The following is a 16,532-nucleotide window of genomic DNA, read 5'->3' on the forward strand; positions in this document are numbered from 1 at the left end:
CTGTAGATCGCATGCCCGAACCCGCTGCCGACACGTCGCCCGACGCGCTGCGCGACCTGGGAGTGCGACCCGGGCCCGACGGCGGGTCGATCCGGGTGTGGAGCGGCAACGCCGAGTCGGTCGAGCTCGAGGTGTACGCGCCGGGCGACGTCGGGTGGGCCCTCGACCGGGTCGCGCTCGAGCGCGACGAGCACGGCGTGTGGTCGGGCCGATCCGGCGCGCTCGTCGAGGGCGCCGGATACGGGCTGCGAGTGGACGGCCCCGCGGGTGCCGAGCACGCGTTCGACCCCGCGCAGACCCTGCTCGATCCGTACACCCGCGGGCTCGTCGCCGCCGGGCCTCGAGCCTTCCGCGGGGTGGCGCTCGGCCGTCTGGATGCGGCGGGCGGCGCCGGGCCCGAGGCATCCGTGGGCTCGCTCGACGCGAAGCCGCGCGTACCGCTCGACCGCACCGTCGTGTACGAGCTGCACGTGCGCGGGTTCAGCCGCGCCAACCCGGCCGTGCCCGCCGAGCTGCGCGGCACCTACGCGGGTCTCGCGCACGACGCGTCGATCGAGCATCTCCTCGGCTTGGGCATCACGACGCTCGAATTGCTGCCGGTGCACGCGTTCGTCTCCGAAGACCGCCTCGTGCGCCAGGGCAAGGTCAACTACTGGGGTTACAACACGCTCGCCTTCTTCGCCCCGCACGCCGGGTACGCGACGGCCGCCGCGCAGGCGGGCGGCGCGGCCGCGGTGCGGCGCGAGTTCGCCGAGATGGTCTCGCGGCTGCACGGGGCCGGCCTCGAGGTGGTGCTCGACGTGGTGTACAACCACACCGCCGAGGAGGGCCGCGCGGGCACGACGTTCGGGTTCCGCGGCATCGACAACGCGGGCTACTACCGGCACGACGCCCACGGTCGGTACGTCGACACCACCGGCTGCGGCAACACCCTCGACTTCGGGCAGGATGCCCCGGTGCGCCTCGTGCTCGACTCGATGCGGTACTGGGCGGGCGAGCTCGGCGTCGACGGGTTCCGCCTCGACCTCGCGGCGACCCTCGGGCGCGACCGCAACGCGACCTTCACGCCCGACCACCCGCTGCTGCAGGGCATGCTCGCCGACCCGGTGGTCGGCGCGTCGAAGCTCATCGCCGAGCCGTGGGACGTCGGCCCGGGCGGCTGGCAGACCGGCAGCTTCCCGACCGGGTTCAGCGAGTGGAACGACCGGTACCGCGACCGGATGCGCGACTTCTGGCTCGTCGACCTGCGTCGTGAGCGCGAGAGCGGCTCGGCCGGCAGCGGCATCGGGCGGTTCGCGACCCGGCTCGCCGGTTCGTCGAACACGTTCGCACACGACCGCGGCCCGCTCGCGAGCCTCAACTTCATCACCGCGCACGACGGGTTCACCCTCGCCGACCTCACCGCCTACGACGTGAAGCACAACCTCGGCAACGGCGAGGGCAACCGCGACGGCGCCGACGAGAACCGCTCGTACAACCACGGCGTCGAGGGGCCGACCGACGACCCCGCCGTCCGTGCGGCGCGGCGGCGCAGCATCCGCAACCTGCTCGGCACCCTGCTGCTCTCGGCCGGGGTGCCCATGCTCACCGCCGGCGACGAGATCGCCCGCACCCAGCGCGGCAACAACAACGCCTACTGTCACGACTCCGGGCTGACCTGGCTGTCGTGGCAGCTCGACGCCGACGAACGGTCGCTGCGCGACACGGTCGCCCGGCTCATCCGGCTGCGTGCCGAGAACCCGGCGCTGCGGCCGGTGCGGTACGGCCGGTTCGGCGAGACGGTGCCGAGCGCGAGCCAGATGGACTGGTACAACGCCGACGGCGAGACCATGACCATCGACGACTGGAACTCCCCCGCCGAGCGCACCCTGCAGTACCTCGCCGCGTCGACGCCCGAGCACGAGCCGATGAACCGCATCCTGCTCGTCGTGCACGCGCGCGAGGCCGGCACCGAGGTGATCCTGCCCGAGCACGAGGGGGTCGACCGCTACACCCTGCTGTGGGATTCGGCGAGCGAAACGCCCGCGACGGCGGCCGAGGAGGAGCGGCCCGGCGACCGTGTCGAGGTGTCGGGGCTGTCGATGCAGCTGTATCGGGCCGACGGCGCGGCATGATGGCCAGGCGAACGGATGCCGCGGCGAGCGCCGGCACCCCGGCGACGGTCGCGCTGCACCGGGCGGGCATCCCGTTCGCACCCCGCGCCTACGAGCACGATCCGCGCGCAACCGCGTACGGGCTGGAGGCGGCCGACAAGCTCGGCGTCGAGCCCGAGCGGGTGTTCAAGACGCTGCTGGTCGCGGTCGACGACGGTCTCGCGGTCGGGATCGTGCCGGTCGCCGAGCAGCTCGACCTGAAGGCGCTCGCCGGCGCGGTCGGCGGCAAGCGCGCCGAGCTGGCCGACCCGGCGGTCGCCGAGCGCAAGACGGGGTACGTGGTGGGCGGCATCAGTCCGATCGGGCAGAAGACGCCGCTGCCGACGGTGCTCGACGAGTCGGCGATCCTGTACGAGACGATCCTGGTGTCGGGCGGTCGGCGCGGGTTCGACCTCGAGCTCGCGCCCGACGACCTGCTGGCCGTCACGGGCGGCCGGTACGCCGCGATCGTCCGCGGTCGCTGAGCGACCCGCCGGCACATCAGTCGGCGACGGCGACCAGTCCCAGCTCGGCGGCGCTGAGCAGCAGCGGATGCTTCGGGATGACCCGCACCGTATAGCCGAAGGCCCCCGCACGGTCGAGCACGACCGAGCCCGCGTAGACGCGCGCCGCGGCGCCGTGCACGCTCGCGTCGGGGACGAGTTCGAGCGTCGACCGGCGCACCGCGTCGAGGGTGTCGTCGGCGCGGCTGCGCCCGTACACCACTTCGACCGCCACGTCGTCGGGGTCGAGCGCGCCGAGGTCGACGGAGGCGCGCAGCTGCAGTTCGTCGCCGACGTGCGCGCTCTCCACGCCGCCCGACTCGACGTGCAGCACGTGCACGCCGGGCCACGCCGCGCGAACCCTGGCGCCGAACGCGGCGAGGTCGCGCGCTCCGCGCGCCTCGTCGGCGACGATGGCCGCCACGTGCCGGGCGGCGTGGCGGTACAGCCGCTCGACGTACTCGCGCACCATCCGGTCGGCCCCGAGCTCGGGCGCGAGGGTCGACAGGGTGCTGCGGAGCATACGGACCCACTCCCCCGGCACCCCGTCGCCGTCCCGCTCGTAGTAGCGCGGCGCGATGCGGTGCTCGAGCAGGTCGTAGAGCGCGGCCGCCTCGAGCGCGTCGCGCTCGGCCGCGTCGCCGGCCTGATCGGCCGACGGGATGACCCACCCGTAGTCGTCCCCGGCGAACTCGGCCCACCAGCCGTCGAGGATCGACAGGTTCAACGCCCCGTTCATCGCGGCCTTCATGCCCGACGTGCCGCAGGCCTCGAGCGGGCGCAGCGGGTTGTTCAGCCAGACGTCGCAGCCCGGGTACAGGGTCGCGGCCATGCCCATGTCGTAGTCGGGCAGGAACACGATGCGCTCGCGCAGCTCGGGCTCCTGCGCGAAGCGCACGAGCTGCTGGATGAGCCGTTTGCCCTCGTCGTCGGCCGGGTGCGACTTGCCCGCGACGACGAACTGCACGGGCCGTTCGGGGTGGGTGAGCAGGGCCCGCAGCCGATCGGGGTCCTGCAGCATGAGGGTCAGGCGTTTGTAGGTGGGCACGCGCCGGGCGAATCCGACGGTCAACACGTCGGGGTCGAGCACGCGGTGCACCCAGTCGGGGGCGGGCGCACCCGAGTGCTGGTCGCTCCACGCGGCGACGAGACGCCGGCGGGCGTCCTCGACGAGGTGCTGGCGCATTCGCCGTTTCACCGCCCAGAGCTCGGTGTCGTCGAGCGAGGCGCTGCGCCAGTCGGCGTGCTCGGTGTCGGCGGTGCCGAGGGTCTGCTCGGCGAGCGCGCGCAGGGCCGGATCCGTCCAGGTGGGCGCGTGCACGCCGTTCGTGACCGAGGTGATCGGCACCTCGTCGGCGTCGAAACCGGGCCAGAGCGCACCGAACATGCGGCGGCTGACCTCGCCGTGCAGCTTCGACACGCCGTTCGCGTGCTGCGCGAGCCGCAGCCCCATGACCGCCATGTTGAACGCGCTCGCCGCGGGGTCGGCGCCCGGTTCGACGCCGAGGGCGAGCGCGTCGGCGGGGTCGACGCCGGGCAGCAGCATGGGGGTGAGGTAGCGCTCCACGAGTGCACGGTCGAACCGGTCGATGCCGGCCGGCACAGGCGTGTGCGTGGTGAACACGGTGCCGGCGCGCACGTACTGCAGGGCGACGTCGAACGGAGCACCGTGCCCGATGAGCTCCGAGATGCGCTCGAGCCCGAGGAATCCGGCGTGGCCCTCGTTCATGTGGAAGACCTCGGGCGCCGGCTTGCCCGCGATCTCCGTCCACGCCCGCACCGCGCGGACGCCGCCGATGCCGAGCAGCAGCTCCTGCAGCAGCCGGTGCTCGCCGCCGCCGCCGTACAGGCGATCGGTCACGGATCGAAGATCGTCGTCGTTGGCGGGGATGTCGGTGTCGAGCAGCAGCAGCGGCACCCGGCCGACCTCGGCGCGCCACACCCGCGCGCAGAGCGCACGGTCGTCGGGCAGGGCGAGCACCACGTCGACCGGGGTGCCGTCGGGGCGGCGAACGACCGACAGCGGCAGGCCGTCGGGGTCCTGCACGGGGTAGCGCTCCTGCTGCCAGCCGTCGGCGGAGATCGACTGGGCGAAGTACCCGGCCTGGTAGAAGAGTCCGACGCCCACGATCGGCACGCCCAGGTCGCTCGCGGCCTTGAGGTGGTCGCCCGCGAGGATGCCGAGGCCGCCCGAGTACTGCGGCAGCGCCTCGGTGATCCCGAACTCGGGAGAGAAGTAGGCGATCGCCTTCGGGGCATCCGCACCGTGCCCCTGGTACCAGCGCGGCGCGGTGAGGTACTCGCGCAGGTCCTCGCGCTCGCGTTCGGCCCACGCGACGTAGCCCGCGTCGGCCGCCAACTCGTCGAGGCGAGCCGGGTCGACCTCTCCGAGGAACGCGACCGGGTCGCGGCCCGACCGCGCCCACGCCTCGGGATCGATGTGCTCGAACAGACGCCGGGCGGGTTCGTGCCAGGACCAGCGCAGGTTCGCCGCGAGCTCCTCGAGCGCGGCGAGCGGAGCGGGAACGACGGCTCGGACCGTGAACTTGCGGATCGGCTTCACGGGTCCACCCTAGGAGCCGCGCGTGACGAGCGTGTGAACAATGCTGCCGCGCGTGCGTCGCAGCATTCCGCGCTACGGTCGGAACTGTGACCACCCCGACCCCGCTCGCCGGGCGCATCCCGGTGACCCGGCTCACGCCGGCCCCGCTCGACGAACGCTGGCGCCCGAAGGCGTACGAGGGCGAGGCGGTGCCGTTCGGCGCGACCGTGTTCCGCGAGGGGCACGACCTGGTCGGCGCGATGCTGGTGCTCACCGCGCCGAGCGGGCGGGTCGTCCGCGAGCGGATGCACGCGGTGGCGCCCGGCACCGATCGGTGGGAGGCGCAGGCGCAGCTCGACGAGATCGGCGTGTGGCGCTGGCACGTGACGGGCTTCGGCGACGAGATCGCGACCTGGCGGCACGACGCCGCGATCAAGATCGACGCCGGGGTCGATGTCGAGGTGATGTACGAGCTCGGCGCCCGGCTGCTCGATCGCGCGGCGGCCGAGAAGGCCCGACCGGTCGCGGTGCGCAAGCGCCTCACCCGGGTCGCAGCGGGCTTGCGAGGCGATCTCGCCTCGACCGGCTCGGCGAGCGAAGCAGCCCGCGAACGCCGTGCGCTCATCGACGACCCGGCCTTCGAGGAGTTCCGCGACCGCCCGCTCGCGCGCCTTTCGACCGACTCCGCCGAACGCGAGCTCGTCGTCGAGCGGCGGCGTGCCGGAGTCGGCAGCTGGTACGAGTTCTTCCCCCGGTCCGAGGGCGCGAAGCGCCGCAAGGACGGGTCGTGGCAGTCGGGCACGTTCCGCACCGCGGCCAAGCGCCTCGACGGCGTCGCCGCGATGGGCTTCGACGTGGTGTATCTGCCGCCGATCCATCCGATCGGGGTGACGAACCGCAAAGGCCGCAACAACACGCTCGACCCGCAGCCCGGCGATCCGGGCTCGCCGTGGGCGATCGGCGGCCCGCTCGCCGACGGCACCGCGGGCGGCCACGACGCGATCCATCCCGACCTCGGCACGCTCGCCGACTTCCGCGCCTTCGTTCGCCGGGCGGCCGCGCTCGGCATCGACGTGGCGCTCGACCTCGCGCTGCAGGCCTCGCCCGACCACCCGTGGGTGACCGAGCATCCCGAGTGGTTCACCCACCTGCCCGACGGCTCGATCGCCTACGCCGAGAACCCGCCGAAGAAGTACCAGGACATCTACCCGATCAACTTCGACGACGACCCCGAGGGCATCTTCGCCGAGGTGCTGCGCATCGTGCGGCACTGGATCGCGCAGGGCGTGCGCATCTTCCGCGTCGACAACCCGCACACCAAGCCGCTCTGGTTCTGGGAGCGGCTGATCGCGGCGGTCGAGGCCGAGACGCCCGGCGTCGTGTTCCTCGCCGAGGCGTTCACCCGGCCCGCACCCATGCAGGCGCTCGCCGCGGTCGGCTTCCAGCAGTCGTACACGTACTTCACCTGGCGCAACACGAAGGAGGAGCTCGAGGAGTACCTCGTGTCGCTGAGCCGCGACACGGCCGACTTCCTGCGGCCGAACCTGTTCGTGAACACGCCCGACATCCTCACCGAATACCTGCAGTTCGGCGGCCCGGCGGCATTCTCGGTGCGCGCCACGATCGCCGCGACCGCGGCCCCGACCTGGGGCGTGTACGCGGGCTTCGAGCTGTTCGAGTCCGTCGCGCGGCCCGGCGCCGAAGAGGCCGTCGACAACGAGAAGTACGAATACAAGCCGCGCGACTTCGCCGCCGCCGAGCGCGAGGGTCGCTCGCTGGCGCTGTACCTCGGCATCCTGAACCGCGTGCGCGCGGAGCATCCGGCGCTGCAGCAGCTGCGCAACCTGCACCTGCACCCCACCGACGACGGCGCGGTGCTCGCGTTCTCGAAGCACCTCGACGCCCGGTTCACCGGCACCGGGTCGGATGACACGATCATCGTCGTGGTGAACGTCGACCCGCACTCGGTGCGCGAGACGACCGTGCACCTCGACCTCGAGGCGATCGGCCTCGAACCGGGCGCCCGGTTCGACGTCGAAGACCTCGTCGACGGCGCACGGTGGAGCTGGGGCGCCTCGAATTACGTGCGCCTCGACGCGTTCACCCGCCCCGCCCACGTGCTGCGCGTCATCCGCGAATCCGGCGCGGCCCGGGGCCGCACGGGCCGCACGGCCCGCACCGAGGCATCCGCCCGCACCGAGGCATCCGCCCGCACCGAGGCATCCGCCCGCACCGCGCATCCCGACGCGCCGACCGCCCGCCGCACCCCGTCCCGGAGGACCGCCAGTGACTGACCAGACCGCGCCCGCCGCCCCCGCGATCGCCGGCGACGTGCTCGCCGCGGTCGGTGAAGGGCGGCACTCCGATCCGCATTCGGTGCTCGGCCAGCACGGGTTCGACGTGCCGGGCGACGGGCGCACGCACACCGTGATCCGCGTTCGGCGCCCGCTCGCCGCCTCCGTGGACGCGTTGCTCGCCGATGGCACCGAGCTGCCGCTCGCGCACGCGGGGTGGGGCGTCTGGGCCGGCGCCGGCGCGTTCGGGCCGACCGACTACCGGGTGCGCGCCCGGTACGACGACGGGCCCGAGTGGGTGAGCGACGACCCGTACCGCTTCACGCCGACCATCGGCGAACTCGACCTGCACCTCATCGGCGAGGGCCGGCACGAACAGCTCTGGAAGGTGCTCGGCGCGCACCACCGCGACCAGTGGGGTGTGTCCGAGCCGGTCGCCGGCACCTCGTTCACGGTGTGGGCGCCGCGCGCGACCGCCGTCCGCGTCGTCGGCGACTTCAACGACTGGGACGGCACCGGGCACGCCATGCGCAGCATGGGCGCGAGCGGCGTGTGGGAGCTGTTCGTGCCGGGCCTTCGCGCGGGCGCCGTGTACAAGTTCGAGCTCCGCACCGCGGCGGGCGACTGGATCGAGAAGGCCGACCCGATGGCCCGCCGCGCCGAGGTGGCGCCCGCGACCGCGTCCGTCGTCGACGAGAGCACGCACGACTGGAATGACGACGAGTGGATGCGTCATCGTGCCGAGACCGACCCGCACACCCGCCCGATGAGCATCTACGAGCTCCACCTCGGGTCGTGGCGGCCGGGCAAGGGGTACCGCGACGTCGCCGACGAGCTCATCGAGTACCTGCACTGGCTGGGCTACACGCACGTCGAGTTCCTGCCGCTGGCCGAGCACCCGTTCGGCGGCTCGTGGGGCTACCAGGTCACCGGGTACTACGCCGCGACGAGTCGGTTCGGCTCCCCCGACGACCTGCGGTACCTCATCGACCGCCTGCACCAGGCGGGCATCGGCGTGATCATGGACTGGGTGCCGGGGCACTTCCCGAAGGACGCCTGGGCGCTCGCCCGATTCGACGGCCAGCCGCTCTACGAGCACCCCGATCCGCGCCGCGGCGAACAGCGCGACTGGGGCACCTACGTCTTCGACTTCGGCAACCCGCGGGTGCGCAACTTCCTCGTGGCGAACGCGCTGTTCTGGTTCGAGGAGTTCCACGTCGACGGGCTGCGGGTCGACGCCGTGGCATCCATGCTCTACCTCGACTACTCGCGCGAGCCGGGCGAATGGCTGCCCAACGAGTACGGCGGCCGCGAGCACCTCGAGGCGATCGCGTTCCTGCAGGAGGCCACCGCGACCGCGTACAAGCGCAATGCGGGCATCGTGATGATCGCCGAGGAGTCGACCTCGTGGCCGGGCGTCACCGCGCCGACCGGCTCGGGCGGACTCGGCTTCGGCTACAAGTGGAACATGGGGTGGATGCACGACACCCTGCAGTACCTCGCGCACGACCCGATGTACCGCTCGTACCACCACCACGACCTCACGTTCTCGTTCCTCTACGCGTTCAGCGAGCACTTCGTGCTGCCGATCAGCCACGACGAGGTCGTGCACGGGAAGGGTTCGCTGGTGCGCAAGATGCCCGGCGACCACTGGCAGCAGCTCGCGAACGTGCGCGCCTACCTGGCGTACATGTGGGCGCACCCCGGCAAGCAGCTGCTGTTCATGGGCCAGGAGTTCGGCCAGCTCAGCGAGTGGAGCGAGCAGCGCGGGCTCGACTGGTGGATGCTCGACCAGCCGAGCCACCGGCAGCTCGCCGAGTTCGTCGGCGCGCTGAACCGGCTCTACCGCGCCACGCCCGCGCTCTGGGAGCTCGACGACGATTCGGCCGGGTTCGAGTGGATCGAGGGCGGCGCGGCGCAGGCGAACGTCATCGCGTTCCTGCGGCTCGACCGGTCGGGCACGCCGCTGCTGTGCATCGTCAACTTCGCCGGGAACCCGCACGAGGGATTCCGGTTGGGGCTGCCCGCGGCCGGGCGGTGGATCGAGATCCTGAACTCGGATGCCACGGAGTTCGGCGGTTCGGGGGTCGGCAACCTCGGCGCGGTCGAAGCGACGGATGCCCCGTGGGCCGGCCGGCCCGCATCGGCGGCGTTCACCCTGCCCCCGCTGGGCGCGGTCTGGTTCCGCTTCGAGGGCTGAGCGGGCGCCTTCCCCGGCGACCCGCCCGGCCGTGGGCTCAGTACAGCAGGTTCGCGAGCCGGCGACGCGCGACCACGACCCGCTCGTCGTCGGTGCCGACCACCTCGAACAGTTCGACGAGCCGCTCGCGCACCCGGTCGCGACCGGGCTGGTCGAGCGTCGGGAAGAGGTCGAGCAGGCGCCCGAACGCGTCCTCGACGTGTCCGCCCGACAGGTCGAGGTCGGCGACGTCGAGCTGCGCGTCGAGGTCGGCGGGGTTCGCCGCGGCGGCGTTGCGGATCTGGTCGAGGGTCTTGCCCTGGAGGCGGGCCAGCAGGTTCGCCTGCGCGAGCCCCGCGACCGCGAGGCTGTCGCGCGGGTCCTGCGCGATCGCGGTGCGGTACGCCTGCTGTGCGGCGGCGTAGTCGCCGCGCGAGATCGCGTCGAACGCCTCCTGGTGCAGCGGCGGCAGCGGCGGCTCCTCGGGCTCGGGGGCCGCGCCCGCCTCGCCGTTCGCGCCGTCGCCCTCGGCCACCCGGCCGGTCACGCCGTGCTGCGCCGCGAGCTGGAGCAGCTGGTCGAACACCTGGTCGATCACGTCGTCGGGCTGGGCGCCCTGGAACAGCGGCACCGGCTGGCCCGCCACGAGCGCGACCACGGTCGGGATCGCCTGCACCTGCAGTGCCTGCACGAGCTGGGGGCTGCGGTCGGCGTCGGCGGCGGCCAGCACGAGCGCGCCGCCGCGGGCGCGCACCAGCCGCGCGAGGGTGTCGACGAGGGCGCCGGATGCCTCGCTCCACGACGCCCACAGGGCGACCACGACGGGCACCGTGCGAGACAGTTCGAGGATCGGCGCGAAGTCCGAGTCATCCGTCTGGCGCACGAGCGCGTCGGATGCGGTCTGCGGCACCGTACCGGCATCGCCGGGAGCGGCCGCACGCGCGGCGAGCGAGGACAGGTCGACGGCGCCGCGCAGAGCGGCCGGTTCGTTGGCGTTCGTCACGGGATCTCCGATGCTGCGATGACACTCTCGGACCATCCGAGCACACGGATCTGGTCGCCCGATCCGACGCTCGGCACCGAGAACAGGATCTGTACGGCGCGCGTGGACTGCACGCCCTTCGCGCTCTGCGCGGTGAAGCCCGACAGCGCGCGGGCGGGCCCGCCCTCTTGGAAGCCGGTCGTGCCGCCGTCGTTCGGGCGAGCCTGCTCGACGCGCAAGATTGTAGCGGAAACGAGCGCGCCGGCGTCGATGGTGCCAAGCGGCACGACGGGTTCGTCAACGGCCGCGCTGGTCGAGATGTCCAGGGTCACCGTCGGCGTCTCTGCCTGACGCTCAGCCTTGCGGGTCGCTGCATCGAGCAGGTTGTCGAGCTCGGTGTCTTCGAGGTCGAACAGCTCGGCCTGCGGGCTCGCCGGCCCGTCCTGGACGACGGATGCGAACGCCCCGGCGACGCCGCTCGGCGGCACCACGAGACCCTTGTAGTCGGGCGAGATGAGAGGAGCGCCCACCGAGGCGGGGGCGACCTCGGGGAACCCGGGATCGGGCGCGAGCGACATCGCGTACACGACCTTGTAGTTCTCGCGCGGCGCGGCCTGGGTCAGCACCAGCACGTTCGGCGGCACCGTCTCGTCGTCGTCGTTCGTGGCGACCGTCATCACGGTGCGCGGCCACTGGTCGGCCTTGGCCTGCTGCGGCAGGATCAGCGTGAGCGGCTCGGCGAGGATCGGCGCCGGCACCGGGTACTCGGGCAGCGCGGCGCGGATCGAGTAGTTCGCCCGCCGCGCCTCGAGCGCCGGACCGGTGAACCGCTGGGTGAGGGTGTCGCCGTCGCGGCTCTGGTCGACGTCGGCGGTGAACGTCGCGATGCGGGCCATGATCCGCTCCCACTGCGGCACCGAGACGACGGGTTCGACCGGGTCCGCCTCGGGCGCGGGCGTCTCGACGCCGGGGGTCGCGGCGGCGGTCTCGGTGGGCTCGGGCGCGTTCTCGAAACTGGGCCAGTAGTCGGCCGAGCAGGAGGTGAGCGCGAGAGCGGGCACCACGAGCAGGGTCGCGGCCATCGCCCGCCGCCCGCCGCCCGACTTGCGCCCGCCGCCGAGCGCGAGGCGATTCGGCTTGGGCGCGCTCGGCAGTTTCTGCCGGCCCTTCGGCACGTTGCGCCGCGGCCCGCGCGAACGCCGGTGGCCGACGATGCCCGACACCAGCAGGACCGCGCCGACCAGGAAGAGCGCCGCGCCGCCGACGATGAGGGGCCCGGCCCACGGCGTCGAATTGTCGAGCGGCCAGGCGATGGCGACCGTGTCGGGAAGCGGATCTTCACTGCCGGATGCCACGATCACCGAGACCCCCTCGGGCAGGTCGACCGTCATCGAGGCGCGCCGGTCGGCGCTCAACTGATCGAGCCAGAGGTCGCTGCCGGCCGGCGATACCGCCGGTTCGGCCGGGGCGTCGGTCGCGGGGGTGGTCGCATCCGCCGGCGGGTCGGTCGGAACGGGGGTCGCCGTCGGGGCGGGGCGCGCAGCGCCGCCCTCGGCCGCGTCACCGGAGCCGTCGGCGTCGTCGGCGTCGGTGCTCTCGGCGTCGTCGGGTTCGCGCAGTTCGGTGACGAGTGCACCGGCCTCGGCGTCGAAGCCGACCGAGAGGTACGGGTCGTCGCCGATCCACGCCGTCACGTCGGCACTGCGCCCGTAGGCGGCGAAGACGGTGCCGCCGCTCGAGGAGACCTGGATCGATTGCCCGCCGGGGTGCGCCGCCAGCGCGTCGGGCTGGATCACCGCATACGAGGCCGCGTCGGGATCGAGTTCGGCCACCAGCGAGACACGATCTGGTTCCAGGAACACGGTGCGCTGGGCGATGCCGAGCCCGATCATCACTGCCGCAGCGAAGAACGCCGCGATGGCGAGGACGAACCGCACGGATCAACTCCCTCCGGGTCGCTCACACGACCGGCTGACATGAACACCCCACACTATCGGGCGCGTCTGGGAGGCTGCTCACGGAACGCTGGACGGCGCGCCGCGCCCGGACGCGGGGAACACGCCCCGTGCGCACCCGTTCCGCCCGTACAATCGGATGCGGATTCCCGCGCGCCCCCCCACATCGCGGGACATGACCCGGAGGAAGCATGGCCGTCGAAGAGACCGAGTTCACCCAGGTGTTCCGCGGATACGACAAGGACGAGGTCGATCGCAGCATCAACGGCCTGCGCCGCGACATCATCACCGCGAACAGCCAGATCGGCGATCTCACCAAAGAGAACAAGCGCCTCCACGCACGCATCGAGGAGCTCACCGCCGAGCTCGAAGAGGTCGGCAGCCCCACCTTCTCGGGCCTCGGCACGAAGCTCGAGAACACGCTCCGCGTGGCCGAGGAGCAGTCGACCCGACTCATCGCCCAGGCCGACATCGACGCCGAGAAGCTGCGTCGCGCCGCCGAGGACGACGCGCACCTCCTGAAGTCGGACGCCCAGGAGCTCGCCGACCGCACCCTCAGCGAGGCGCGTTCGCAGTCGGCCCGCATCCTCGAGAACGCCCGCTCGGAGGCCGACGACACGGTGTCCCGCGCGCAGGAGGCGAGCGAGCAGCTGCGCCAGGACGCCGCCCGCGATGCGGCCGCCATCCGGGGCGCCGCCGCGACCGAGGCCGCCGAGACCCGGTCGAGCGCCAAGCGCGAGGCCGCCGCGACCCTCACCGAGGCCGAGCGCACCGCCAAGCAGCTCCTCGTCGAGGCGAACGCCGAGGCGACCGAAGCGCGCGCGACGGCAGCCGGGCTCCAGCAGGAGACCGAGCAGACGCGCGCCGAGGTGGCGATCGAGCTCGACCGGCAGCGAGCCGAGCTCGCGAAGGAGACCGAGCAGGCGCGCATCGACCTCGCCCGGGAGACCGAGCAAGCGCGGCTCGACCTCGAGCGCGAGTCGACCGAGGCCCGCGCCGGCATCGAGGCCGAGATCGCCGAGCGCCGCGCGACGCTCGAGCACGAGCTCGAGCAGGCCCGCACCGACCTCGATCGTGAGATCGCCGCCGCACGCGCGAAGCTCGACGAGGAGCGCGAGCAGGTGAAGGTCGACCTCGGCCGTGAGACCGAGACCGCCCGGTTGAAGCTCACGCACGAGCTCGAGCGCATCCGCGCCAAGCACGCGGCCGAACTCGACCAGATGCGCGCCGACCTCGCTCTCGAGCAGGAGCAGGCCCGCGCCGACTTCGAGGCCGAGGCCGAGCAGGCCCGCATCGACCTCGACAACCAGCTCACCGCGATGCGCAAGAAGACCACGCACGAGGTCAACCGCATGCGCCGCGAGGTCGAGCAGGCGCGCATGGACCTCGACGCCGAGCTCGCCGCCAAGCGCGACGAGGCCGAGCAGGAGCTGCTCGTCCGTCACCGCGAGGCCGTCGCCGAGACCCAGAAGTTCCTCGACGACGCGAACGCCGAGCTGGCCGAGGCGACCGCCCGCACCGCCGAGGCGCGTGCCGAGGCCGAGCGCCTCGAGGCCGAGATCCGCAGCGAGATCAACGGCCTCCGCGAGAAGGCCGAGGAGGAGGCGCGCCAGCGGGTCGCCGACGCGCACACCCAGGCGCGCAAGCTCATCGCCGACGCCGAGGAGCGCACCCGCGCCCTGGTCGCCGACGCCGAGGAGCGCCTCGCGGAGATCCGCATCGAGCGCGACGCGGTCGCCGGCTACTTCGAGAGCCTCCGCGGCGTGCTCACGCAGGCCGAGCAGGTCGCCGCCGGCCAGCAGGCCTGAGTCGACGGGGGCCGACCGTGCGCATCGACCACGCGTTCCGGGTCGGCTTGATCGGCACGCTCGGTGTCGGGGTCGGCCTCCTCATCCTCTACTCGGTCGCGAGCCTCTCCACGATCCTCACGTACGTCGGGGCGGCGCTCTTCCTCGCCCTCGGCCTCGAGCCCGCCATCGCGTGGCTCGGGCGCCGGGGGCTTCCCCGTTGGAGCGCGATCCTCGTCGTGCTCGCCGCGGTCGCAGCGCTGGCCACCGCACTGCTGCTGGCCGTCATCCCGATCGTGGTCGACCAGATCAGTCAGCTCGTCGAGCAGGCGCCCGTGATCATCGCGCGGTTCAGCACGACCGACTGGCTCGATCAGCTGCAGGAGCAGTTCCCGCAGCTGCGGGTGCGCGAGATCTACGCGAACCTCTCCGACGCGGTGCTCGACTTCGTGAGCAACCCGATCCGGGTCAGCGAGCTCGCGGGCGGCATCTGGCAGGTCGCCATCGCGATCGGCGGCGGCGTCTTCGGCGCCGTCGTCGTGTTCATCCTGACGCTGTACTTCACCGCGTCGCTCAACCCCATGAAGCGCGGGCTCTACCAGCTCGTGCCCGCCACCCAGCGCGCCAGGTTCGCCGACCTCACCGACCAGATCACCGACTCGGTGGGGCACTACGTCATCGGACAGGTCTCGCTGGCCGCCATCAACGGCGCGCTCAGCTTCGTGTTCCTCTCGGTGATCGGCGCACCGTTCCCGGCAGTGCTCGCCTTCGTCGCGTTCACGTTCTCGCTCGTACCGCTCGTGGGCACGCTCACTGGTTCGGTCCTCATCGTGCTGCTCTGCCTGCTGCCGGGGCTCGGGTCGCCGTTGACCGCATTCGTCGCCGCCGTCTACTACCTGCTGTACATGCAGGTCGAGGCATACGTGCTCTCACCGCGCATCATGAACCGCGCGGTGAAGGTGCCCGCTGCCGTCGTCGTGATCGCAGCGCTCGCGGGCGGCACGCTCCTCGGCATCCTCGGAGCGCTCATCGCCATCCCCGTCGCGGCGGCCGCGCTGCTCATCATCAAGCAGGTCGTCATCCCCCGCCAGAACGAGCGCTGAGCTCAGCGGCCCCCGGCCGGCCAACTGGTCGGCAGCGGCGCCGACCCCGGGCGCACCGTCTCGACGATCTCGTCGAGGACGCGCCGGGTCTGGCTCTCGCCGACCCAGAGATGCTTGCCTCCCTCGACCGCGACGACGCGCGCGTGCGGCACCGCCGCGAACCGCTCGGTCGCTTCGGCGGGGCGGAGGAAGTCGTCGAGCTCGGGCACGACCGCGACGACCGGGACGCTCGCGCCGTCCCATCGGGCGAGTTCGGCGGGGGTCGTGCGCCGCAACGGCGGGGAGAGCAGGATGATGCCCGCGATGTCGTGCTCGAGGCCGTACTTCAGCGCCAGTTCGGTGCCGAACGACCACCCCACGAGCCACGGCTTCGGGAGCCCTCGTTCGCGCACGAAGTCGACCGCGGCGGCCACGTCGGCGCGTTCGGACACGCCCTCGCCGAACTCGCCCTGACTGCGGCCCCGCGGCGACGAGGTGCCCCGCGTGTTGAACCGCAGCACCGCGAACCCCACGAGCGCCGGCAGCCGTGCGGCGGCCTTGCGCAGCACGTGGGAGTCCATGAAGCCGCCGTGGGTCGGCAGCGGATGCAGCGTCAGCAGGGTGGCCACGGGCGCCCGGTCGACGGGTGTGGCGAGTTCGCCGACGAGGGTGAGCCCGTCGCTCGTGCGCAGCTCGATCTCCTCGCGGACGGCGGGCAGTTCGACGGCGGAACGGATCTCGATCGTCTCGGTCACGGGGTGGACATCCTCCAGCAGTGCGTGTGCCAGTGCCGCCGCGCGGCGAGATCGGCCTGGTCGCCGAGGACGCCGTCGGCACGCCACACGACGAGGTGGGCCGTGCCGGGCGCGACCTCGCGACCGCAGCCCGGGCAGGTGTACGACTTCGCCGCCCGCCGTTCCGACACGGGCTGGACGTACCATTCGCGGCCCGCACGCCACTCGGTTCGCTTCCAGCCGGCGGTCATGCGCTCGATGTCGAGTTCGGGGTGCCCCGCCTTCGCACGCGCGGCGCGTCCGCGGTTCCTGGAGGTGGGCGGCATGCCCTCCAGTCTAAGA

General features: G+C 72.7%; 11 protein-coding genes. 6 read left to right on the plus strand and 5 right to left on the minus strand.

Annotation, left to right across the window (positions count from 1 at the left end; translation table 11 throughout):
- Nucleotides 1-11 precede the first annotated feature (11 nt).
- The gene (gene glgX / locus MTO99_RS06125) at nucleotides 12-2,114 is read left to right on the plus strand and encodes a glycogen debranching protein GlgX (protein ID WP_243557846.1); all 2,103 of its coding nucleotides are present in this window, start codon (nucleotides 12-14) and stop codon (nucleotides 2,112-2,114) included.
- Nucleotides 2,114-2,617 carry a Cys-tRNA(Pro) deacylase gene (gene ybaK, locus MTO99_RS06130; protein WP_243558985.1) on the plus strand — a complete coding sequence of 168 codons (504 nt, stop codon included), beginning with the start codon at nucleotides 2,114-2,116 and terminating at the stop codon, nucleotides 2,615-2,617. Before glgX ends, ybaK begins: the two co-directional genes overlap by 1 nt.
- Before the next feature lie 16 nt (nucleotides 2,618-2,633).
- Here the strand turns inward: ybaK and glgP are convergent, their stop codons facing one another.
- Nucleotides 2,634-5,198: an alpha-glucan family phosphorylase gene (gene glgP, locus MTO99_RS06135; protein ID WP_243557848.1), complete on the minus strand. Its 2,565-nt coding sequence runs from the start codon at nucleotides 5,196-5,198 to the stop codon at nucleotides 2,634-2,636.
- A gap of 86 nt (nucleotides 5,199-5,284) precedes the next feature.
- On the opposite strand from glgP, the gene MTO99_RS06140 reads away from it, so the two are divergent.
- Nucleotides 5,285-7,471 carry a maltotransferase domain-containing protein gene (locus tag MTO99_RS06140; protein ID WP_435520803.1) on the plus strand — a complete coding sequence of 729 codons (2,187 nt, stop codon included), beginning with the start codon at nucleotides 5,285-5,287 and terminating at the stop codon, nucleotides 7,469-7,471.
- Complete coding sequence (gene glgB / locus MTO99_RS06145; protein ID WP_243557850.1) at nucleotides 7,464-9,671, plus strand: 1,4-alpha-glucan branching protein GlgB; 2,208 nt, start codon at nucleotides 7,464-7,466, stop codon at nucleotides 9,669-9,671. The genes MTO99_RS06140 and glgB overlap by 8 nt, the downstream gene beginning before the upstream one ends.
- Before the next feature lie 37 nt (nucleotides 9,672-9,708).
- Here glgB and MTO99_RS06150 read toward each other — a convergent pair whose 3' ends face one another.
- Together MTO99_RS06150 and MTO99_RS06155 are read right to left on the minus strand one after the other, a co-directional pair.
- Nucleotides 9,709-10,653, minus strand: a complete 945-nt coding sequence (locus MTO99_RS06150; RefSeq protein WP_243557852.1) for a tetratricopeptide repeat protein — start codon at nucleotides 10,651-10,653, stop codon at nucleotides 9,709-9,711.
- Nucleotides 10,650-12,569, minus strand: a complete 1,920-nt coding sequence (locus MTO99_RS06155; protein ID WP_243557854.1) for a DUF8094 domain-containing protein — start codon at nucleotides 12,567-12,569, stop codon at nucleotides 10,650-10,652. Before MTO99_RS06155 ends, MTO99_RS06150 begins: the two co-directional genes overlap by 4 nt.
- 209 nt (nucleotides 12,570-12,778) lie before the next feature.
- On the opposite strand from MTO99_RS06155, the gene MTO99_RS06160 reads away from it, so the two are divergent.
- The gene (locus MTO99_RS06160) at nucleotides 12,779-14,395 is read left to right on the plus strand and encodes a DivIVA domain-containing protein (RefSeq protein ID WP_243557856.1); all 1,617 of its coding nucleotides are present in this window, start codon (nucleotides 12,779-12,781) and stop codon (nucleotides 14,393-14,395) included.
- A 17-nt stretch (nucleotides 14,396-14,412) separates the two neighbouring features.
- A complete protein-coding gene (locus MTO99_RS06165) occupies nucleotides 14,413-15,477 on the plus strand; it encodes an AI-2E family transporter (RefSeq protein WP_243557858.1) in 1,065 nt (354 codons plus the stop codon).
- Nucleotides 15,478-15,479: 2 nt separating this feature from the next.
- Here the strand turns inward: MTO99_RS06165 and MTO99_RS06170 are convergent, their stop codons facing one another.
- Both MTO99_RS06170 and MTO99_RS06175 read right to left on the minus strand, forming a co-directional pair.
- On the minus strand, nucleotides 15,480-16,199 hold the full coding sequence (locus MTO99_RS06170) for an alpha/beta hydrolase (protein ID WP_243558989.1): 720 nt from the start codon (nucleotides 16,197-16,199) through the stop codon (nucleotides 15,480-15,482).
- 8 nt (nucleotides 16,200-16,207) lie between these two features.
- The gene (locus MTO99_RS06175) at nucleotides 16,208-16,516 is read right to left on the minus strand and encodes an Rv1322 family protein (protein ID WP_243557860.1); all 309 of its coding nucleotides are present in this window, start codon (nucleotides 16,514-16,516) and stop codon (nucleotides 16,208-16,210) included.
- Nucleotides 16,517-16,532: the final 16 nt, after the last annotated feature.

Source organism: Agromyces larvae, assembly GCF_022811705.1.
Taxonomy (GTDB): domain Bacteria; phylum Actinomycetota; class Actinomycetes; order Actinomycetales; family Microbacteriaceae; genus Agromyces; species Agromyces larvae.